Here is a 20,609-nt window from a genome sequence, read left to right as displayed (position 1 = left end):
TAGGTCCCGTCCTTGATCCGGGCGCGGAGCGTCTCCATGATCCGGACGTACTTGGGGGCGTACATGGAGTCATCCACCATCACAGCCTGCCAACCACTCGACAACACGAGAGCACCAGCAAACCATGCAGCTCCCCGCGTTGTCACACCCCCACTAGGGCCCCAACCGGCGGTTTCCCACCCCAGGCCACGGCCAGGTGGCCGCCTGCTTCAGCGCTTCCTGGAGTTCCTCGGCACTGGCAGCCTCCAGCAGACGAGGCCCCCGCTCCAACCACACCAGCGCCCACCACGTACCGGTGTGCTCCCCATGCCAAACCACGTGCGTCCCGAAATCCCCCTCAAGACCCGGCGCCGCCTGCCGCGCGTCACCGGGCCTAGAAGCAGTTGGCCCCCAAGTCCCATCCCCCGAGACGTTGAACTCCCAGGAATAGCCCATCACGCGATCCCGGGTGACGCCTCAGCAAACGGCACCGCCAGGACGACCGCCAGCCGATTGGCCGCCGTCTCGACTTCCTCCATTGGGCACAGCGGCTCCAGCTCCGGAAGCTCTCCGTCCGCTCCCGCCCAGACCCAGAACCACCACAGATCCCCAGCGGCCCGGCGCCCCGTCCGCACCTCCTGCCACAGCGCGGGACCTCGCAGCTCACCGGGACCATCCGGCGACTCGGGGTAGTAGTCAGGTTCCGCAGCCGGATTCCAGACGACCACGACGCCCTGTCCCGTGACCACGGTGCAAAAGTCGCGTTCTTCCATCAGGCCGACCAGAGCGCGAGTCGCCCCAAGCCAGGCCCCATCGCACTCGCGACAGATCGATCCACCCACGCCCGTTCACCTCCATGGACGCGGGACCAGCGGCGGGGGGAACAGCCGTTTCCGCCGCCCAGGCCGACGCGGGGGAGTCGACCGAACACGACCGCCCACACCCCGCCGCCAGTCCCGCAGCTCTTTGGGTTACGCCACCCCGGCCCGGTCACCCTTACGGCACGCGGAGCAGGGCTCTCGCCGCCGCTTCGGCTCATGCCCGGAGCCGCGCCCCATGGTCAGCAGGGCGGCCAGGGGCGACACCCAGTACCAACCACGCCCGTTGCACGCCGCACACGTTTGGGCGTTGCCCTCGTTACTCACCGAACCCCCTTGCTAGATTAGAGGTAGCTCTATTAGAGACCCAAACTCTTGACGGGTCAATAGAGCTAGCTCTATCTATCGGGTGGACGTGCTGAGAGGTACCGCTACCGTTGACCCTCGACAGGAGGAGGCAGGGCATGGGCATGGGCTATCGGGAGTTGGCCGACGTCCTCCGGAACGCCATACGCCAGGGCCAGTACCCACCGGGTAGCACGTTGCCCAAGCAGGACGAGATCGCCCAAGAGCACCAGGTCAACATCAAGACCGTCCGTCAGGCGGTCCGGGTGCTCGAAGCGGAGGGGCTCGTCACACCGGTCCGCCGACGCGGAACGGTGGTCCGACTACGGCCGCCCATGAAGCGGCTGGGCATCGATCGGTACGCCAAGAGCAAGTGGAAGTTCGGCGGCCTGGTGGCGTTCGCCGCAGACCGTGAGGCTTCGGGCCGCGACTGGAAGCCGACAGACCAGACCCAGCAAGTTCGCATGGTGGAGGCCGACGCCGAAGTCGCCACCGCCCTTGATCTGGAGGAAGGGGCGCCGGTCTACGAGCGCGCCCGCTTGGTGAAGGAAGGCGACACGCCGACTCACACGCTCACCAGCTACTACAGGCCGGAAGACGTCGAAGGAACCCCGCTTGTTGACCCGACCCCAGGCCCCGCCGGCCGAGGCGGAGGGTTCGCAGTCCTCACCATGCAAGGTCTGGAACCTGACTCCATGACGGAGAGCTTCCACGCCCGTATGCCCACGCGGGAGGAGATTGATCTCCTCCAGTTGCCAGCTGGAGAACCCGTGGTGGTGCTCCAGCGCCAGACGCTCACGAGCGAGGGGCGCATCGTGGAGTTCGCCCGAGGCGTACACGCGGCGTCTCGGTTCTCGTGGTCGTACACGTTCAAGATCCCCGATTGAGGAACGAGTCCATGCCCGAGGTGACGTTGCCCGACGCCTACCGCGCCGACGTGGAAACCCTTTGGGACTACCACGACATGCACCACACCATCCGGCCTACCGACATCGCCATCGGACTCGGTAGCCATGACCTCGGCGTCGCCACCTTCACAGCGGAGCTCTACCACGAGGGCATGTTCCCCCGCATCGTCTTCACCGGCGCCAACGCACCGACGACGATCGAACGATTCCCCCGCGGCGAAGCCGTCCACTACCGGCTGCACGCCATCGAACTCGGCGTTCCCGACGAGGCGATCCTGGTCGAGCCCAAGGCCACCAACACCGGCCAGAACATCGAGTTCACCCGGAAGCTACTCGCCGACCACGGCATCGAAGTCAGCTCAGCAACCCTGATCTCTCGGCCCTACCAGCAGCGCCGCGCCTACTCCACCGCCAAGAAGCTGTGGCCAGCCCTTGAGATCATTTGCGCGTCGCGACCGCTCCCGTTGGACGAATACATCGTGAGCATCGGCGACGTGGACCGCGTTATCAACATGCTGGTAGGCGACACCCAACGCATCTTGATCTACCCCGCACAGGGATTCGCCATCCCCCAGGACATGCCGCCCGAAGTCGGAGCGGCCTACCGCCGCTTGGTCAAGGCGGGCTTCACCAGCAGGCTCGTTCGATAACCCGCTCCGACGGGAACGAGGCCCGAACCACCTTCAGGGGTTCGGGCCTACATGCTCGGGTCAGCCTGCATCAAGATTCGCGCCCCAACGCGCGCAACCCTGCTTCCGCCACCTCAGGCGAGACGATCACCGCTACGAGTTCGCCGTCCTTGGTCAAGGGGACGGTGTGCCCCTCCCTAACCGTCTCCATGTACAGATCGAGCGCACTCTCAAGCAGCGTGGTATCCGCGTACCGTCGCCCCGGCTGAGGTTCTCTCATGCTGCTCAGCGTAGTCGCCGCCTGCAACAGTCAGCGCGCGGCATGCAGCCCCTGATCATTGCCGAATTGGGCTGTTTGAGATCAAGGGGCGGCGCCGCTCGCGCCGTTTGCGCGGCCCGGCGCCAGCGGCGCCGGGGCGTGCGGCGTGGGCGCCGGTCCCCGGCGCCACGCGCCCGGCCGCGCATCGACGCGTGGCCGGGCCTGCTCGTCGGCTGACCGGTCCCCGCGTGGCCGCGCCGCCGCCTGGACGAGTCGCCGCAGCGGCATTGAGACCGTTCGCCGACGAGCACCAGGCCGCCGTCCGTGGTTGAGCCTCGTCCGCTCGTACGGTCGCCCTAGGGGTTTGGTTGATCGAGCTCGAACCAGGGGGCTTCGCAGCCCCCTGGACCCCCGCGACCCGGAGGGCACATTCGCGCGAAACGGTCTGTCACGGGGTTCTCGCCGTTCGCGCGAATGCACCCTCCGGACCGGTCCGCTCGTCCGTCGCGGTGCGCACTAGAGCGAGGAAGGGGCGAGCGATGACAGTGCGCGCACGTCAACTTCCCGCTGGCCCTGCTCCAGCGTGGTGCGGTGCCGGATCGGAGGCACCCGGAAGCTGGGCAGGGGAGAGCGTGTGCGGTCTGACGATCACTATGGGAGTCCTGTTACAGCTCTTTTTTTGGGGGAGGCCAGGGGAAGCGCAGCGCCACCAGCGGTGACGCCGACAAGCGCCATAAGCACAGCTCGTGAGTAGAGATCGTCCACGTAGCCGGCCAGTGTGGCCAGCACTGCTGCCAACGCCGCGATGCTCGCGGCGGTAAGCCGCTTAGTACGGTCGCGCCGAGCCAAACCGTTCCACCCCCTCGTTGAAGGCAACTCGATGATGGGACGCGCGACTACCACCCCTAGTTCCAGTGATGAGCTGACGAAGGCGGGTTAGCCGCGCGGGGAGGTTACGGACCCGTGGCTACCTGGGAGCCACTGTGGGAGCCGCGAAGGCCGGATGATCTTGGATCGGCGTGAACGGATTTGGACAGGGCGCAGGTCATCGGCCTTGCGTGCGGACGGGTTCGGACGGGGCAGTGATCGTTTGGGAATCTACGGATCAGAAGGTCGAGTCCAAGATCCGGAATATACGCGGAATGCCCTGGCAGGGTGGGATGGCTGAAACCGCCTCAAGTGCAGGTCAGCGGGGGAGTGTCGCCGAGATCCATGGCGGGCTGTAAATCCGTCGGCTTAGCCTACGCAGGTTCGAACCCTGCACCCGCCACACCACGCAATACAGCCCCTCACCAGGCGTGACACAGGTGAGGGGCTGTTTCGCTGTTCTTGTCGGGAGGCCCTGTGGTTCCCCGTGGTTCTCCGCCTTCGCGGGCACGCTGGGGGCACGGGGTCCACCCCGAAGGCCCGGCGACAGCCGGGCGGGTCCGCTGCCGTTCTACAGCCGATGCCGAGCAGGCGAGCGAACGCCCTCGTGCCGCCGGTTGTCTCGACTCTGCGGGTACCTCGTTAGGAACCAGCGGGCGCGGGCTTCGTGCCGGGGTCTCTGTCCGGGCCGTAGAGCCGGGCTACGTCGGGAGAGTCGAGCCACTTGGAATAGGCGGGCGATTTCGGCCAGCCGTCGGGTGAGTCCTGCCACTCTTCCTGGCGGCCCCACGGCAGGATGTCCACCAACGCGAAGGTGTAGCTGAGCTGTTCGGTGCCGCGGCCGGCGGTGTGCCAGGTGCGGTAGACCTTGTCGCCGTTGCGGAGGAATACGTTCACCGCAAAGCCCCCGCCTGGGGGCGCGTCCACGTCGGCGCCGAACGAGCTCTGCGACGACGAGTACCACTCCATTGTGTTGCCCACTTTGGCCTTGTAGGCCAGCGCTTCTTCGATGGACCCGTTGGTGACGATGACGAAGCGGGCGTCGTAGTTGTTGAGAAGGTCCAGGCGAACGTACTGCGACGTCAGTCCTGTGCAGCCGCCGCACTGCCACTCCGCGCCATCGGTCCACATGTGGTTGTAGACGATGAGTTGGGAGCGCCCGTCGAATACGTCGACCAGGCGGATCGGACCGTCCGGGCCGATCAGCGTGTAGTCCGGGAGCTCGACCATCGGCAGCCTGCGGCGCTGCGCAGCGATGGCGTCGAGTTCACGGGTGGCGGCCTTCTCCCGCACACGCAGGTCGTCGAGCGCGGCCTGCCAGGTCTGCCGGTCGACGATCGGGGGTAGGGCGTTGGCGGTCTGGTCGGTCACGGTTCCTCCCGGGCTCGGACGGGTCTGCTCTGATGTGTTGACCAGGGAGGGCCGCAGAAGTCATCGGCGGGCGCCGGTATTTCCCATCGAGGTCGTATGGGCGGTTGGACGGGCCCGAAGTAGGCCCTGGGACGGGAGGGAGCCGGGTTTCCGCCACGCGGTCACTGGGGCTGCGTCGGCGTCCACTGCATCGGGCTACATGTCGCTGTGGTTCCGCTTGGTGGTGCGGGTTAGGTGGGGTCGGGGCGCTGTGCTGTTCGATTGTGGTCGGCTAGGCGGCGGGCGAGTTCGTCGCGTTCGCGGGTGATCTCTTGGAGCTCATGCTGGAGTTCGAAGATGCGCCGGATGGCGGGCAGGGACATGCCCTGGTCCATCATGGTGACGACCTCCTGGATGCGACCGATCTCGGCGCGGCTGTAGCGGCGCTGCCCGCCGTTCGAGCGCTGGGGGGAGACGACCTGTTGCGCGTCGATGCGTCGCAGGAACGCGTGTTGCACCTGCAGCATGTCGGCGACCTGCCCGACGGTGAACAGGGCGGCGTACTCGTCGTCCATGGGAAGTTTCACCGTCCGTCCTCCTTTCTTGTGGTTCGGCGGGGATGGAAAGGGGTCGGCTCGGCGGTCGAGGTTCGCGGCTTGGATGGGGTTGTGAGGCAGCGGCCCCGCAGCCGGGGCTGCGGTATGACATTGGATACCGCTCGCGCCGGCGCGGGGCCGCGTCCTCGCTGTACTGTTCGCCGCTCCGAGGTCAGTTGCTGAGGGCCTTCTGTCCGCCGGCCTGGACGGTGATCTTGCGGGGCTTGGCCTGTTCCAGGACCGGGATGCGGACGGCCAGGACGCCGTTGTTGTAGGCGGCCTCGATCGCCTCGGCGTCGAGGTGCTCCGAGAGGTACACGCGGCGGGTGAAGGCTCCCATCGTGCGCTCGCGGACGAAGACGCGGTCGTCCTCGCCGAACTCCTCCTCGCGCCGCGCACTGACCGTCAGTACGCCGCGGTCCACCGTGACCTCGATTGAGCCGGGGTCGACCCCGGGCAGGTCGAACCGCAGGACGACGTCGTCGGCGCGGCGGATCCCGTCCACCGGCATGGTGCCCGCGCTCTCGGTGCGGCCGTTCAGGCCGACCTGCCGGATCGCACGGTCGAACTGACGCTCGAACTCCTGGACGAACGGGTCGATCGACGTCAGCAGCATCTTTCGCTCACCTCCGAAGATCCCCGGGAGCCTCCGCCCCGGGACTGTGCCTCTGCTGAGAGAAACCCTGCAACTCAAACTATAGGTATGGTGCCCGGCTGGTTGTCAAGTGCTGGTTCGAGCTTCCCGTGCCGCTCTGAGGTCGGGTTGGAGCTTCTTTGCAGTTCAGAAGGCTAAGGCAGGGGTGTCGCAGCTGAGTGGGCTGGTCAAGTCGATGAGCGTGGTTTGCTCGGCGAGCTTCGTCGGCACCCTCGGGCAGGGTGGCTTAGCTGATCCTGTGGTTGTAGGTATGGGGGGTGCGTCGGTCGAGGGCCTGGTCGTTTCCAGGAGTGATCGGCATGCAGAGGGCCGTGGCGGGTCGGCCGCGAGTTCGCGGAGCCGGGCTTTGTCGACGGCCGGGGCCTGTGCGGGGAGCCGACGCGCGGCTGCCACCCGGCTGGCCCGGCGCGTGCACCCCGCTCACCGGGTAACCGTCGTGACATGACGTGAGACTCCACCCCGGTCGTGGTCGGGGTAACAGGTTCCCGCGTCAGCGCTCACCTTCTCCGTACCTACGTTGCCCCTAGCCCTTAAAGCAGTCGTTGCCTGCGGCCCGGTAGGTGCGGCCGATGGGATCGCGCTGGTGATGGGTGGTGCCGGTAAGGGGTTTGTGGTTCAGGTGGGGGCTTCCGGGCGTCTGGTGAGGGTTGCTGGAGAGTAGTGGGGGTGTCACTCTTTGTGTATAGCGGGGTGTGATTGGGCGGTGACAGGGTGAGGTCGTTGTGTTCGGGTGCGACTGGAGGGGTGTGGGTGGTGGCCGGTGCCATGAAGGACAGGGTGATTCGGAGCGGTAGTCCGGATTCGTCCATGGACCGGGTGGCTGACTTCTATGGGGCTTACATCGACGCGCGGCTGGATCGCATGGACGATCTGGCGGAGCGGTTGCGCGCCTACTACCTCACCGAAGGGCTTCAGCGGAGGCTTGCCGAGTGGGAGGAGGCCAACCGGGCCGACGGGGTTCTGCGCACCCCGGACAGTCCCATTGACTGGGAGGTGCGCTACCACGAGACCGGTGTCGGGCTCCTGTTCACTGTTATCACTTTGACCTGGGAGAACGGGGACGACGTGGGGCATACCCGGCTGGCTGTGCAGAGTGATGTCGGCAGCAAGCTGATCTCCGATATCCGGGATGCGGAGTAGGGCGCTTGCGCCTGCCGCCCCCCTGCCGGGGTGAGGGTGGGCCGGCGGAGTCGGGGGTGGGGGTGGGTTGTGCGGGTTTCGTGGGCGGAGAGCTTGGCGGTTGCTGATCTTCGGTGAGCGGTGCGGTGCCTTGCGGGGGGCTTCGAGATGGCGCTCGTACTGGAGAGAGGAGCTGGCCTATGTGTCCAGAGCGGAACCGGCCTGCGTTGGTTCTTGGAGGCACGGTGTCGCTGATCCGGTTGGTCCTTGAGATCGTCCGCGACTGGGATCGCTCGTAGCGGTTTCGTGGGTGGCGAGGCCCATTGTTTTTAGGCCGGGTTGTTCTGGGAGACGGCCAAGGGGGTTTTGTGGTTGATGGGGTAGACCAGCACCGGTGGGAGCGTCGGGTCTAGAAGGGTGATCGGGGTTCCCCAGCAGAAGTAGGACGGTTGGAGGACCAGGCCGCGGCCGTCCAGGGCTATGTCGTGGTCGTCGGGGTAGTCCATTTCCAGGACGGGGAAGCTCCAGCGGGCCGACGGGTGGACGGTGGTGAGGAAATCGTGGTCGATGCCGTCGGTGATCTGCCTGTTCAGTTGTGCGCGGTCGCGGTCGATCAGTTCGCGGATGCGGGGCCAGTAGGGGTCGAGGCAGGTGGTGAAGTAGGTGGCGGCGGTGCCCGCTATCTGCCCGACGATCTCGGGGCGGCCGGCGGCCAGGGCGCGGGTCCAGCCCGGGGTGGGGCGCCCGGGGTGGCGGGCGGCGAGTTCGGACAGGTCAGCCGCCAGGCGGGTGCTCGGCGTGCTGCGTAACGCTTCCAGGCCCGCGTCCAGTGTGCCGGTCTGGGTGGCGGGGGTGAGGAAGTCGGGGGCGTAGCCCGCCGGAGGGATCAGGTCGGTCAGCAGGCGCGCCGAGGCCGGGACCCTGGGACGTATCGCGCGTTTCCACGGGCCGAATACGTCCTTGCCTTCGGGACGGCGTAAGCGGTACAGGCTGAGGAGCAATTCCCACAAGGCGTCCGGGCCCGGGGCCACGTGGATCCTTGACAGATCGTCGCTGGTGAAGTGAATTCTGAGCATGGCCACCCCCGTGGCGAGCAGCGGTCGCGGGCCACGCGGTCGCCCGCTTCCTCACGCTTGGTCTCCACCGCACAATGAACCGTGCTTTGACCTGCTGTCAAGCGAGTTTGTCTTTCCTCTGATCATTGGTCGTAAGAAATATGCGAAAATGGCGTGGACGGTCCGGAATGGAGAATTCGATCTTCGGTCGCCGCGGTCGGTTGAAGATCGTCTTCGTGGGCGGCTGGGGCCGGTGTTCCTGTCTGGGGCCGGATGCGGTCAGATGTCCGGTAGTGAACTCTCTAGGCAGTTGCCCCAGGTCGTTCTAATTTGAAATGGAGGCGTCGTCCGGAGACGGCGCACGTCCTGCGGGGTGGGACGCCGTTCCTGTGTGGCCGTGTTGGGGGCCGGCAGAGAGGTGGTCCAGTGATCGCACGCAGACGGCTGGGGACGGCCCTGGCGGTCACGACGTTCATCGCCGTGGTGGGTGGGTCCGGACCCCTCTCGGCGGGGGTGGTCGCGGCGACGCGGCCGGAGACCCCGAAGGTCGAGCCGCCCCCGCTGCCCGTCGACCCGCGGACGCCGCAGGAGGCGTTGGACGGGCTCGGGATCAGCGGATATCCGGACCGGCTGAGCGTCGAGCCCGGGCAGTCCGTGAAGATCAGCGTGAGCACGAAGAGCCCGGCGTTCAAGGCGACGATGGTGCGGGTGGTGCACGGGGACGCGGATCCGCGCGGGCCGGGGATCAAGGAGCAGGTCGTCGCGTCCGACGCCAACAAGGAGTACCCGGGCAAGTACCAGACGCTTCCGCTGGGCTCGTATGTGAGCGTCCCCGACGACGACAGCCTGCGGTTGGACGGGAGTTTCACGCTCACGGCGTGGATCGCGCCGACGACCGTGCCGGGCTCCAAGCTCAACCCCGTCGCCTACCAGCGGACGCCGGTCGGGACGGGTGCGGTGCAGGGCATCGTGACCAAGTGGTCGGACGCGGAGCAGGCCGGTTACGGCATGGTCGTCGACCGGGACGGCGGGCTGGGCCTGCGGCTGACCGACCGGTCGGGACGGGTGCACGCGGTGAGCACCGGGGTCAGGCTCAAGCCGTGGGCTCCGGCGCTGCGGGGCGTCGAGCCGGGCGGTGTCGTCCGGCCGCAGCACGTGAACTCCTCCGGCTGGTACTTCGCGGCCGTCTCCTACGACGCCAGGACGGGAAAGGTGCGGCTCTACCAGAGGCCGCTGAGCGGGCATCCCAACAATTCCGATGCCGTCGTCACCAAGACGATTGACGCCCGGGGGCTGAAGAACGCCTCCGGTCCGCTGCTGGTCGCCGCCTATCAGGGCGGGCAGAAGAAGCCGGCCGGTTTCTACAACGGCAAGATCGACGCGCCGCGGGTGTTCGACCGGGCGCTGGACGAGAAGGAGATCGGCGCCCTCCAGCGGGGCGGCCCCGCGAGAAGCGCCGTGGCCGACTTCGACTTCTCCCAGAAGATGGACACCGACCGGGCCGTCGACACCTCGGGCAACCATCTGAACGGGCGCGTGGTCAACCTGCCGGTCCGCGCGGTCACCGGGCACAACTGGAAGGCGGACGAGCAGAACTTCACGCGGGCGCCCGAGCAGTACGGCGCGATGTACTTCCACGACGACGACCTCGGCGATTCCGCCTGGGAGCCCGATTTCACCTGGCGGGTACCGGACGACGCGCGCAGCGGTATCTACGCGGCCAAACTGGAGGCGGACGGGAAGATCTACCACGCGACGTTCGTGGTGCGTCCCAAGAAGCCCACATCGAAGATCGCTCTGTTGGTTCCGACGTTCAGCTACCTCGCTTACGGCCTGAGCGGCGACTTCGTGAGCGGCTTGAGCCAGTACTCCCATCACACCGACGGGAGCGGCGTCGTCTATTCGTCGGGGCTGCGGCCCATCGTCAACCTGCGGCCGATGTCCACCGGGCGCAAGGGCGAGGGGCGGCCCTGGCAGTTCGAGGCGGACACGCATATCACCGACTGGCTGGAGTCCACCGGTCGCAAGGTCGACTACATCACCGACCACGACCTGCACAAGCAGGGCAGAAAGCTGCTCGACGGCTATGACGTCGTCATCACCGGCAGCCACCCGGAATACACGTCGGAGACCATGCTCGACTCCCTCCAGGGCTGGCTCAACGACGGCGGGCGGCTCATGTACCTCGGCGGCAACGGCTTCTACTGGGTGACGCCGATGGACCGCACCGGCACCTACACCGAGTTGCGCCGCCACGACGGAACCGAGGCGTGGCAGGGCGCTCCCGGCGAGCATTACCACAACACGACCGGCGAATACGGCGGCCTGTGGCGGTTCCGCGGACGGCCCCCGCAGCAGCTCGTCGGCGTCGGTTTCACCGCGCAGGGCTTCGGGTCCCGAATGGGGACCGGCATGTACAGCCGTCCCCTGGACCGCTCGCCGCAGAGCCACGATCCGAAGGCCGACTGGGTCTTCAACGGCGTCAAGGCGACCGGCCAGATCGGCGACTTCACATCGCTGCAAAGCCCGGGCGGGCCGATGGGCGAGGAGCTCGACCGCGCCGAGTACGCGCTGGGCACGGCCGACAACACGATCGTCCTGGCCTCGGGGACCGGCTTCGGCGACGAGTACCTGTTCGTGAAGGAGGAGAACAACACCGCCAATCTCATGGAGGGCGGCACCGTCAACTGGCTCGTTCGCGGCGACGTCGCGCTGACCCAGTACCCGCATGGGGGCGCGGTCTTCTCCGCCAGTTCCATCTCCTGGGCCGGAAGCCTCTTCTACAACAAGTACGACAACGACATCGCGACCATGACCGGGAACGTCCTGAACGCCTTCGCCTCCGGCAAGCCGCTCCCGGGCACCGACTGATCCCGTCCGCCGCTCTCCGGAGGCTCCATGTACGTATCGGTGCGCGGTATCCCGCGCGGCACGGGGATCAGGTCGCGGGTGCCCAGGGTCGTCGTGGTCCTGGGCATGGTGAGCCTGATCACCGATGTCTCGACCGAGATGGTGACGGCCGTCCTGCCGATATACGCGACGCTGGTGCTCGGGCTCACGCCGCTCGCGTACGGGATGCTGGACGGCCTCTACCAGGGCGCGACCGTTCTGGTGCGGCTGCTCGGCGGCTTCTTCGCCGACCGGTTGCGCCGTCCGAAACTCGTGGCGGGTTCGGGTTATGCCATCGGCGCGGCCGCCAAACTGCTGCTGCTTCCCGTGGGCGGCGCGGGAACGCTTTCGGCGGCCGTGGGCATGGACCGCGCGGGCAAGGGGCTGCGGACCGCGCCGCGCGATGTGCTGATCGCCACGGCGGGCCCGCGGGACCGGCTCGGCAGGTATTTCGGCGTGCACCGGGCGCTGGACGCGACGGGCGCCCTTCTCGGGCCCGTCGTCGCCTTCGGTCTGCTCGCGCTCGCGCCGGGGGATTTCGACATGGTGTTCGTCGTGTCGTGCTGCGCCGCCGTTCTCGGGGTGCTGCTGTTCGTCCACCATGTGCCGGAGCATCGGGCCGAGACCGAGGGCGGCGTCTCGCTTCGGGACGTCGCGGCGCTGCTGCGCATCACCGGATTCCGGCGTCTGCTCTGCGCGGCGGCCGTGCTTTCCGTGGCGACGATCGGCGACGGTTTCCTTTATCTCGTCCTGCTGCGTAACGAGTCCGTCACCACGCGCTGGTTTCCGCTGCTGTTCGTCTGCACGAGCCTGGTCTATCTGGCGTTGGCGGTGCCGCTCGGACGGGTGTCCGACCGCTATGGCAGGAACCGCGTCTTCACCGCCGGATACGGCCTGCTGCTGTGCGCATATCTCAGCGCGATCCTTACCGCCGGGGCCGCCGGGGCGGGATTGTGCCTCATGTTCCTCGGCGCCTATTACGCGGCGACCGACGGCGTACTGCCCGCCGCCGCCGCGCCGCTGCTGCCCGCCGAGCTGACGGCGACGGGGATCTCCGTCGTCCAGGCGGCGGTCGCGGGCGGGCGCGCGCTCGGCGCGGTGGCGTTCGGCGCGGTCTGGACGGCCGCCGAGGGCGCCACCGCCGTGTGGACCTTCGCGGCCGTGCTCGCGGTCGCGCTGCTCACCGCCGTACCGATGATCACACGAGCCCGCGACCAGCGGACGGAGGCCCGATGACCCAGCCCGACCGGCGCCGGTCCAGGGACGGCAAGATCATGTTGGTGCTGACGATCGTCGTCGTCGCCGTCGCCGCGAGCTGGGTCACCGTGTCGGTGCTGCGCGCGGGCGCGTCCGGCGAGGGCGGCGGCGGGGGACTGCCCGGCGGGCGGCAGCTCGTGTTCCGGTCGCTGCGGGCCGGGCCCGAGTTCGGCCACATCGCCGTGGTCCCGGCCGGTGACGCGGGGCGGGAGCGCGTCGTCCTGCCGGCCCGGTGCGAGCGGGCGGCCGCCGCGCCCGCCGGGGGCCTGTGCCTGCGGCAGACGCGCAACCCGATCCAGCTCTTCGCGGTAACGCTGCTGGACGAGCGGCTGCGGCCCGGCAAGGAGACGCGGCTCAACGGGATTCCGAGCCGCGCGAGGTTCTCCGAGGACGGCCGCTACTACGCCACGACCGCCTTCGTGACCGGGCACTCCTACATCTCCGACGGCTTCTCCACCGAGACCGTCATCGGACGCGTCGACGGCGAGCCGGTCGGCAATATCGAGGACTTCACGTTCCTGCTGAACGGGCAGCGCAACGACAACGCCGACCGCAACGTGTGGGGCGTGACGTTCGTCCCCGGCGGCGACCGGTTCTTCGCGACCGTCGCCACCCAGAACCGCAGGTACCTGGTCGAGGGCGATATCCGGCGGCGCACGCTCACCGCGCTGCGCGACAACGTCGAGTGCCCGTCCCTCTCCCCGGACGGCCGGCGCCTCGCCTACAAGAAGCGGACCGGCCTCAACAACGACGTCTGGCGCTTCCACGTCCTCGACCTGGCCTCCGGCGTCGAGACGCCGCTCGCCGAGACCCGCAGCGTGGACGACCAGGCGGCGTGGCTCGACGACGGCCACGTCATGTACGGGGTGCCCAAGGGCGGCGCGGGCGGGCGCAACGCCGACGTCTGGGTCGTCGCCTTGAAGGGCGGCGCGCCCCGGCTGCTCATTCCGGACGCGGATTCGCCGACCGTCCGTTCCCCGGCCAAGTCCCACTCCCAGCGCTGACCCACGGAAAAGGGAGGGGTACCGGTCGGCGGCGCGTACGGTGCCTGCGAAAGCGAGCGACGGAGGGCGACGCATGGACATGAGAACATCGGTCGAACGCACCTTTGTCCGGTCCTTCGACTGGAGCGGCAGGGCCTCGCGTTCGGAGTACTGGTGGTTCTACCTCTTCTCGATGGTCATCCTTGCCGTCGCCTACACGCTCGCGTTCACGGTCGCCTCGCTTTTCACTCCGCTGATCTGGATCCTTCTGAGCCTCGTGCCGAGCCTCGGCGTATCCGTGCGGAGGCTCCATGACACCGACCGTTCGGGATGGTGGCTCTTATTGGCCCTCGTGCCCTACATCGGCGCGTTCGTGGTCCTGGTCTTCACCTGCCTGCCGAGCACGCCCGGCCACAACGGGTACGGCCCGCCGGACGACGCCGCCGCGCAGGCGAACGTGCACCGCAGACTCGCCCGCCAGGTCGACAAGTACGGGGATATCTACGTCGCGGTCGGCTACGCCGCACTCGCCGTGGTGTACGCGGGCGAGGCGGGCAAGAAAACCGATGACGATCTGACCTGGCTGTCGCTGCGACGCGAGGTGATGGGGGACCAGGCGTTCCGGCAGCGCCTTCTGGAAGTGCTCGACGAAGGCGGAACCGACGACCTCGTCCGGCTGACGAACCCGCCGCCCCTCGGGCCCGCCGCGCACACGGTTTCCGACCCGCCCGAAGGGGCCGTCTAGGCGCCGACGGATGGCGCGGCGTTCGGCATAGGCGGTTACCGGTGCGGTCTCCATCCGCTGGACGCCGGGCGACGCGCCTATCTGCTCGGTCGGATAGGTGAACGCGCCGTCGCGACCGCTTCGGAGTCGTTGGAAAGGGATCGAGCGACCGGAACAAGCTGTGACGGGGCGACCGCAAACAAGCACCCTGAATTGCGCTGAGAAACCGATTTCGGCATCGAAATGGATCGTTCGGGATCGGCGCGGCGTCGCCGGACGGCCGATCCCGACCACCCGGCGGCGGGTGCGGCACGCCGCCCTGATCTTCACCGACTGATCACCGCGGCGCCCACCGGTCCGCCGGATTGCGGGTAAACCTGGGGATGTGCAGGTGAGCTATGTGAGTGAGGCGGCGCCCGGACGGCCGAACGAGGACTTCGTCGCGGCGGGTCCCGGCTGGGTCGTGCTGCTGGACGGCGCGACCGAACCGGACGGGGTGGACAGCGGATGCCGGCACGACCCGGCGTGGCTCGTGCGGCGGGTCGGCGGGCAGATCGCGGCGCGGCTGGCGCTGGAGGGCGGCGAGCCGCTGCCCGACCTGGTGGCCGAGGCGATCAAGGTGACCGGCGAGGCGCACACCGCGACCTGCGACCTGGAGAACCCCGACAGCCCCTCGGCGACCGTGTCGCTGCTGCGGCGGCGGGACCAGGTCGTGGACTGGTACGTCCTCGCCGACTCGCCGATCGTGGTGGACGGCGGCGGGATCCGCGTGTTCCGCGACGACCGGGTCGACCGGCTGCCGAGCTACACGCCGGAGTCGGTGCGCCGGTCCAGGAACAGCCCCGGCGGGTTCTGGGTCGCGAGCACCCGTCCCGAGGCCGCGTACGAGGGGCTGACCGGGGAGGTGCCGGTGCGGGGGCTGACGCGCGCGGCGGTCCTCAGCGACGGCGCGTCCCGTCTGGTGGAGCGGTTCGACGCCCTCGGCTGGGACGAGCTGATCGACGTCCTCGACGAGGAGGGCCCCCGCGAGCTGGTCAGGCGCACGCGGGTCGCGGAGGCGCGGGCGGACGTCCGGCCCGGGGGCAAACGCTACGACGACGCCACCGCCGTCCTCGTCCGCTTCTGACATGGACGCACGGGACTTCGCCGACGTGCTCGCGACCGTCCGCGCCTTCGTGCGCGACCGGGTCGTCCCGAGCGAGGACGAGATCGAGGAGACCGACGCGATCCCCGAGCCCATCCGGCGGGCCGCCCGCGACATGGGCCTGTTCGGGTACGCGCTGCCCGAACGCTACGGCGGGCTCGGCCTCTCGGTGGGCGAGGAGGTGCGGCTGGTGTTCGAACTCGGCTACGCGAGCCCCGCGTTCCGCTCGATGTTCGGCACCGGCAACGGCATCGCCGGGCAGGTCCTCGTCCGGGCCGGGACCGACGCGCAGAAGGACGCCTGGCTGCCGCGCCTGGCCTCCGGCGAGGCCGTCGGGGCCTTCGCGCTCACCGAGGCCGGGGCGGGCTCCGACCCGGGCGCGCTGACCACCGCCGCGCGGCGGGACGGCGACGGCTACGTGATCGACGGCGCCAAGCGGTTCATCACCAACGCGCCCGAGGCCGACGTGTTCATGGTCTTCGCCCGGACGGGCGGCCCCGGCGGCCGCGGCATCTCCACCTTCCTCGTCGAGCGGGACGCGGCCGGCCTTCACGTCGGGCCCGCCGACGCGAAGATGGGCCAGCGCGGCGCCCACACCGCCGAGGTGCTCCTGGACGGCGTCCGCGTCCCCGCCTCGTCCATGGTCGGGACGGAGGGCACCGGGTTCCGCACCGCCATGGCGTCCCTCGCCCACGGCCGGTTGAGCATCTCCGCCGTCTGCGTGGGCCTCGCCCAAAGGCTCCTGGACGAGACCGTCGCCTACGCCAGGGAACGCGTCCAGGGCGGAAAGCCGATCGGGGAACACCAGCTGGTCCAAGGGCTCATCGCGGACTCCCAAGCCGAACTCTATGCCGGGCGTTCGATGGTGCTGGAGGCGGCGCGCGCCTACGACGCGGGAGAGGACACGGGGCTCGGGCCGTCCTGCGCGAAGTACTTCTGCTCCGAGATGGCCGGACGCGTCGCCGACCGCGCCGTGCAGGTGTTCGGCGGCATGGGCTACATGCGCGGGGTCGCCGTCGAGCGCCTCTACCGGGACGTGCGCCTCTTCCGCATCTTCGAGGGCACCAGCCAGATCCAGCAGCTCGTCATCGCCCGTCACCTGCTGCGCTGAGCAGGCACGACGAAGACCCTCCAAACGATTTCGCAACCGGGCCGGGAACCCTGTATGGTTTCACTGCGCGAACGGCGCAGGCCCCTTTAGCTCAGTCGGCAGAGCGTCTCCATGGTAAGGAGAAGGTCTACGGTTCGATTCCGTAAAGGGGCTCACGGCACCTCGGCCGCCATCCGGAACCAGCGGACGGCGGCCTTCGTCGTTCCGGGGCCCGCGCGGGCCCCGGCGATCACGGGCACCGGGTGCCTGATTCGCTCCATACGGGGCCCTGTGGTACCGTCCCACCGGTTCCAGTAGGACGTTTCGCAGGTCATCGGCCACTGCCGGTAGCCTGGGCGACGCTCCCGGGAGCCCGCGGAACGATTCCCCGATCATGGCGCGGGGTTTTCTCGTTTCCAGGGCTCGGTGGGCATCCGGTATCCTTGCAATCCGGTCCACACCGACCATCGCGGCGGGGTAGCTCAGTCAGGCAGAGCAAGCGGCTCATAATCGCTGTGTCGCCGGTTCAAGTCCGGCCCTCGCTACTACCCATGTCTCTCACCTCCACCCGGGGGTGAGCAGGCTGGGTTCGAATCGCCGGCCGCCCGCAGGGGCGGCCGAGGTACGTAGTCCATGTCCCTAGCCCAGAAAGGCACTCCATCGTGGCTGCCACCGACGTCCGGCCGAAGATCACGCTGGCCTGCCAGGAGTGCAAGCACCGCAACTACATCACGCGGAAGAACCGGCGCAACGACCCGGACCGCCTTGAGATCAAGAAGTACTGCCCCAACTGCCGGACCCACCGTCCGCACCGGGAAACCCGCTAGCCGAGGCCAGGACGGCGAAATACTGCCCCGCAGGGCAGGCCGTACCGTCCACACGGGGAGTCCTGCTGACCAAGCAGGCCCCAGGCCCGCAGTGGGGTGGCTTCTTCGCAAGCTTGCCCTGACGTGATCAGCCCGTCCTCGCCGAGACGACCCGCGAGGGCGGGCTGAGCGTTGTTCTGTTACGGTCCCGTCCGGGAACGCGCGGGCGGACGGGGCGGCGCGGCGGCAGGGGAGGCGCGAGGCGTGGAACGACCGGAGGGACGGACCGCATGGCACTGAACCGCGACTTCGTCGGGCGGGTTTTTCCGCCCGGTGAGCCGTACGAGGTCGGCAGGGTGAAGATCAGTGAGTTCGCGGACGCGATCGGCGACCCGAACCCGGTCTTCCGCGACCGGGAGGCGGCCAAGGCGGCCGGATACCCCGACGTCATCGCGCCGCCGACCTTCCCGATCGTGATGTCGCTCTACACCCCCGGGCTCGCCGACCCCGAGCTCGGCCTGAACTTCGCGATGGTCGTGCACAGCGGGCAGAGCTTCGCCTACGTCCGGCCGCTGCGTGCCGGGGACGTCGTCACCTGCACGTCCACCATCACCGAGATCAAGTCGGTCGGCAGCCACGAGAGCATGACCGTGCGGACCGAGATCGCGACCGTCGAGGGCGAGCCGGTCTGCACCTGCCACAACACGCTCGTGGAACGGGGGGCCTGATGACCGCCACCGTGAAGTACGACGACGTCGAGGTCGGCACCGAGATCCCCGCGCGGACGTTCGCGGTCGACCGGGCGAACCTCGTCATGTACGCGGGCGCGTCCGGCGACTTCAACCCGATCCACTGGCGCGAGAGCACGGCGAGGTCGGTCGGGCTGCCGGACGTCATCGCGCACGGCATGTACACGATGGCCCAGGGCGGACGGTTCGTCTCCGACTGGGCGGGCGACCCGGGCGCCGTCCTCGACTACGGGGTACGGTTCTCCTCGCCGGTCGTGGTGCCCGACGAGGGCGGCGCGACGCTGGAGATCAGCGGCAAGGTCGAGAGGAAGCTCGACGACAACACCGTCGTCGTGGCGCTCACCGCGCGGTCGGAAGGCCAGAAGGTCCTCACGCGCGCGAAGGCCACCGTCCGGCTCGCCTGAACGAGCGCCCGAGGCGCGGCCGGGACGTACGGGAGGGGAAGACGACGTGGCGGTGTTCGCTGAAGAGGTGAACCTGGCCGGGTACACCACGCTGCGGCTGGGCGGCCCCGCGCGCCGCTTCGTCGAGGCGACGACGGAGGCGGAGCTCGTCGCCGCCGTCCGCGAGGCCGACGAGGCGGGCCAGGACGTGCTCGTGCTCGGCGGCGGCAGCAACCTGGTGGTGTCCGACGACGGCTTCCCCGGGACGGTCGTCCGCGTCGGGACGCGCGGCACCGACTGCCGGCCGGGCGAGGGCGACACGGTCCTCGTCCGCGTCCAGGCCGGGGAGGACTGGGACCCGTTCGTCGCCCGCTGCGTGGCCGACGGCCTCGCCGGGGTCGAGTGCCTGTCGGGCATCCCCGGACGCGTCGGCGCGACCCCCATCCAAAACGTCGGCGCCTACGGGCAGGACGTCGGCGAGACGATCGTGGAGGTCCGCGCCTACGACCGGCGGTCCGGCGCGATCGTGGCCCTCGACCGCGACGCGTGCCGCTTCACCTACCGGCACAGCGTGTTCAAGGGCGATGACCGCTACGTCGTCCTGGACGTGACGTACGCGCTGCGCGAGGCCGAGGAGTCGCAGCCCGTGGCCTACGCCGAGCTGGCCAGGCGCCTCGGCGTGCGGCCGGGGGAGCGGGTGACGCTGAAGGAGGCGCGCGACGCCGTCCTCGAACTGCGGCGCGGCAAGGGCATGGTCCTGGACGCGGCCGACCCCGACACCCGCAGCGCCGGATCGTTCTTCACCAACCCCGTGCTCGACGCGGTCCAGCTCGCCGACCTGGAGCGCCGGGTCGCCGAACGGCTCGGCCCGGACGCGGAGTTCCCCCGCTACCCCGAGGCCGGCGGCAGGGTCAAGACGTCCGCCGCCTGGCTGATCGACCGCGCGGGCTTCACCAAGGGCCACGCGCTCGGCCCGGCGCGGATCTCCACCAAGCACACGCTCGCGCTCACCAACCCGGGCGACGGCGGGACGCGCGACCTGCTCGCGCTGGCCCGCGAGGTCCGCGAGGGCGTGCGCGCCGCGTTCGGGGTGGAGCTGGTCAACGAGCCCGTCCTCGTCGGCGTTACCCTCTGAGCCGGGCCCCTCTGAGCCGGGGTCCCTCCGCGCGGGCGTGTTCCTCTGAGACCGCTTGGTAAGGTGAGCGGCGTCGAGGGGGAGTAGTCCCAATCGCGTGATCGACATACTGGCGCCACCCGCGGTGCCCGGTCACGCGGGCCTCGGGCCGCGCGCGCCGCGCCCGGCCGCCGAGGCGGACGAGACCTTCGGTCCGGCAGTCATGCCGGGCCGAGGTCGTGTGCCCGTGAAAGCTCCCGCCCTCCGCCCGGCATCCGAGCGAGAGGGATCCGTGTACGCCTTCATCATCAGCCTGGCCGTGATCTTCGTCGCCGAACTCGGCGACAAGAGCCAGCTCATGGCCATGACCTTCGCCACCCGCTTCCGCGCGCTGCCCGTCCTGGTAGGGATCACGGCGGCGACGGCGCTCGTCCACCTGGCGAGCGTCGCCCTGGGCGCGGCGCTCGGCGCGGCACTCCCCACCGGGCCGATCTCGATCCTCGCCGGGCTCGCCTTCATCGGGTTCGCGCTGTGGACGCTGCGCGGCGACGAACTCGACGACGAGGAGCGCGACAAGGCCAAGCACGCGACGGGTTCGGCGATCCTGGCCGTCGGCGTGGCGTTCTTCCTGGCCGAACTCGGCGACAAGACGATGCTCGCGACCGTGACGCTCGCCGCCGACCACGGCGGCCTGCTCGCGCTGACCGGCGTCTGGGCGGGCTCGACGATCGGCATGGTCGCCGCCGACGGGCTCGCGATCATCGTCGGGCAGATGCTGGGCAGGCGGCTGCCCGAGCGGGTCATCAAGTACGGCGCGGCGGCCGGGTTCGCGATCTTCGGCGTGCTGCTGCTGGTCGAGGGCATCACCGCGTAGCCGTTGACCAAGTTAG

General features: G+C 69.1%; 20 protein-coding genes and 2 tRNA genes. 16 read left to right on the top strand and 6 right to left on the bottom strand.

Translation table 11 applies throughout. The annotated features are described in order from the left end of the window. Positions 1-434: 434 nt before the first annotated feature. Positions 435-752, bottom strand: coding sequence for a hypothetical protein (locus GNZ18_RS29370; protein ID WP_156219822.1), 318 nt, complete (start codon positions 750-752; stop codon positions 435-437). A gap of 509 nt (positions 753-1,261) precedes the next feature. On the opposite strand from GNZ18_RS29370, the gene GNZ18_RS29365 reads away from it, so the two are divergent. Together GNZ18_RS29365 and GNZ18_RS29360 are read left to right on the top strand one after the other, a co-directional pair. Further along, positions 1,262-2,029 carry a GntR family transcriptional regulator gene (locus GNZ18_RS29365; RefSeq protein WP_156219897.1) on the top strand — a complete coding sequence of 256 codons (768 nt, stop codon included), beginning with the start codon at positions 1,262-1,264 and terminating at the stop codon, positions 2,027-2,029. An 11-nt stretch (positions 2,030-2,040) separates the two neighbouring features. Further along, entirely contained in the window at positions 2,041-2,700 is a 660-nt protein-coding gene (locus GNZ18_RS29360; protein WP_156219821.1) for a YdcF family protein, read from the top strand. A 70-nt stretch (positions 2,701-2,770) separates the two neighbouring features. On the opposite strand, the gene GNZ18_RS29355 is transcribed toward GNZ18_RS29360, so the two are convergent. The 4 genes from GNZ18_RS29355 to GNZ18_RS29340 all read right to left on the bottom strand — a co-directional run bounded on the left by GNZ18_RS29355 (position 2,771) and on the right by GNZ18_RS29340 (position 6,367). Continuing rightward, positions 2,771-2,959 (bottom strand): hypothetical protein, encoded by a 189-nt coding sequence (locus tag GNZ18_RS29355; protein WP_156219820.1) that lies wholly within the window; start codon positions 2,957-2,959, stop codon positions 2,771-2,773. A gap of 1,488 nt (positions 2,960-4,447) precedes the next feature. Beyond that, positions 4,448-5,176, bottom strand: a complete 729-nt coding sequence (locus GNZ18_RS29350; protein ID WP_312874815.1) for a DUF899 domain-containing protein — start codon at positions 5,174-5,176, stop codon at positions 4,448-4,450. Between the two features lie 230 nt (positions 5,177-5,406). Next, positions 5,407-5,742, bottom strand: a complete 336-nt coding sequence (locus GNZ18_RS29345) for a MerR family transcriptional regulator (protein ID WP_312874814.1) — start codon at positions 5,740-5,742, stop codon at positions 5,407-5,409. Between the two features lie 181 nt (positions 5,743-5,923). Continuing rightward, the gene (locus tag GNZ18_RS29340) at positions 5,924-6,367 is read right to left on the bottom strand and encodes an Hsp20/alpha crystallin family protein (RefSeq protein WP_156219818.1); all 444 of its coding nucleotides are present in this window, start codon (positions 6,365-6,367) and stop codon (positions 5,924-5,926) included. Between the two features lie 855 nt (positions 6,368-7,222). Here GNZ18_RS29340 and GNZ18_RS29335 point away from each other — a divergent pair. After that, a complete protein-coding gene (locus GNZ18_RS29335) occupies positions 7,223-7,546 on the top strand; it encodes a hypothetical protein (protein ID WP_216651472.1) in 324 nt (107 codons plus the stop codon). Between the two features lie 308 nt (positions 7,547-7,854). On the opposite strand, the gene GNZ18_RS29330 is transcribed toward GNZ18_RS29335, so the two are convergent. Next, on the bottom strand, positions 7,855-8,556 hold the full coding sequence (locus tag GNZ18_RS29330) for a hypothetical protein (RefSeq protein ID WP_156219817.1): 702 nt from the start codon (positions 8,554-8,556) through the stop codon (positions 7,855-7,857). Positions 8,557-9,006: 450 nt separating this feature from the next. Between GNZ18_RS29330 and GNZ18_RS29325 the strand changes: the two genes are divergently transcribed. The 13 genes from GNZ18_RS29325 to GNZ18_RS29265 all read left to right on the top strand — a co-directional run bounded on the left by GNZ18_RS29325 (position 9,007) and on the right by GNZ18_RS29265 (position 20,593). Continuing rightward, a complete protein-coding gene (locus tag GNZ18_RS29325) occupies positions 9,007-11,451 on the top strand; it encodes a N,N-dimethylformamidase beta subunit family domain-containing protein (RefSeq protein WP_156219816.1) in 2,445 nt (814 codons plus the stop codon). Positions 11,452-11,478: 27 nt separating this feature from the next. Beyond that, positions 11,479-12,705, top strand: coding sequence for an MFS transporter (locus GNZ18_RS29320; protein ID WP_156219815.1), 1,227 nt, complete (start codon positions 11,479-11,481; stop codon positions 12,703-12,705). After that, entirely contained in the window at positions 12,702-13,730 is a 1,029-nt protein-coding gene (locus GNZ18_RS29315) for a TolB family protein (RefSeq protein ID WP_156219814.1), read from the top strand. The genes GNZ18_RS29320 and GNZ18_RS29315 overlap by 4 nt, the downstream gene beginning before the upstream one ends. Before the next feature lie 73 nt (positions 13,731-13,803). Further along, positions 13,804-14,454 (top strand): DUF805 domain-containing protein, encoded by a 651-nt coding sequence (locus GNZ18_RS29310; protein WP_156219813.1) that lies wholly within the window; start codon positions 13,804-13,806, stop codon positions 14,452-14,454. A gap of 370 nt (positions 14,455-14,824) precedes the next feature. Beyond that, positions 14,825-15,559 (top strand): PP2C family serine/threonine-protein phosphatase, encoded by a 735-nt coding sequence (locus GNZ18_RS29305; RefSeq protein ID WP_312874813.1) that lies wholly within the window; start codon positions 14,825-14,827, stop codon positions 15,557-15,559. Position 15,560: 1 nt separating this feature from the next. Next, positions 15,561-16,688, top strand: coding sequence for an acyl-CoA dehydrogenase family protein (locus tag GNZ18_RS29300; protein ID WP_156219812.1), 1,128 nt, complete (start codon positions 15,561-15,563; stop codon positions 16,686-16,688). An 80-nt stretch (positions 16,689-16,768) separates the two neighbouring features. Further along, positions 16,769-16,841 (top strand) — tRNA-Thr (locus GNZ18_RS29295). Positions 16,842-17,138: 297 nt separating this feature from the next. Continuing rightward, a tRNA-Met gene (locus GNZ18_RS29290) sits at positions 17,139-17,212 on the top strand. A 117-nt stretch (positions 17,213-17,329) separates the two neighbouring features. Continuing rightward, the gene (rpmG, locus tag GNZ18_RS29285; protein ID WP_026404241.1) at positions 17,330-17,494 is read left to right on the top strand and encodes a 50S ribosomal protein L33; all 165 of its coding nucleotides are present in this window, start codon (positions 17,330-17,332) and stop codon (positions 17,492-17,494) included. A 269-nt stretch (positions 17,495-17,763) separates the two neighbouring features. Then, positions 17,764-18,201, top strand: coding sequence for a MaoC family dehydratase N-terminal domain-containing protein (locus GNZ18_RS29280; RefSeq protein ID WP_156219811.1), 438 nt, complete (start codon positions 17,764-17,766; stop codon positions 18,199-18,201). Beyond that, on the top strand, positions 18,201-18,626 hold the full coding sequence (locus GNZ18_RS29275; RefSeq protein ID WP_156219810.1) for a MaoC family dehydratase: 426 nt from the start codon (positions 18,201-18,203) through the stop codon (positions 18,624-18,626). The genes GNZ18_RS29280 and GNZ18_RS29275 overlap by 1 nt, the downstream gene beginning before the upstream one ends. Before the next feature lie 46 nt (positions 18,627-18,672). Continuing rightward, positions 18,673-19,740 (top strand): UDP-N-acetylmuramate dehydrogenase, encoded by a 1,068-nt coding sequence (locus GNZ18_RS29270; RefSeq protein ID WP_312874812.1) that lies wholly within the window; start codon positions 18,673-18,675, stop codon positions 19,738-19,740. Between the two features lie 271 nt (positions 19,741-20,011). Next, on the top strand, positions 20,012-20,593 hold the full coding sequence (locus GNZ18_RS29265; protein WP_312874811.1) for a TMEM165/GDT1 family protein: 582 nt from the start codon (positions 20,012-20,014) through the stop codon (positions 20,591-20,593). Positions 20,594-20,609 lie beyond the last annotated feature (16 nt).

Origin of the sequence: Actinomadura litoris (genome assembly GCF_009733595.1) — a bacterium.
In the GTDB taxonomy this organism is placed as follows: Bacteria; Actinomycetota; Actinomycetes; order Streptosporangiales; family Streptosporangiaceae; genus Spirillospora; species Spirillospora litoris.
The sequence above is the reverse complement of the archived record's forward strand: the minus strand, read 5'-3'. Positions and strand labels throughout refer to the sequence as shown.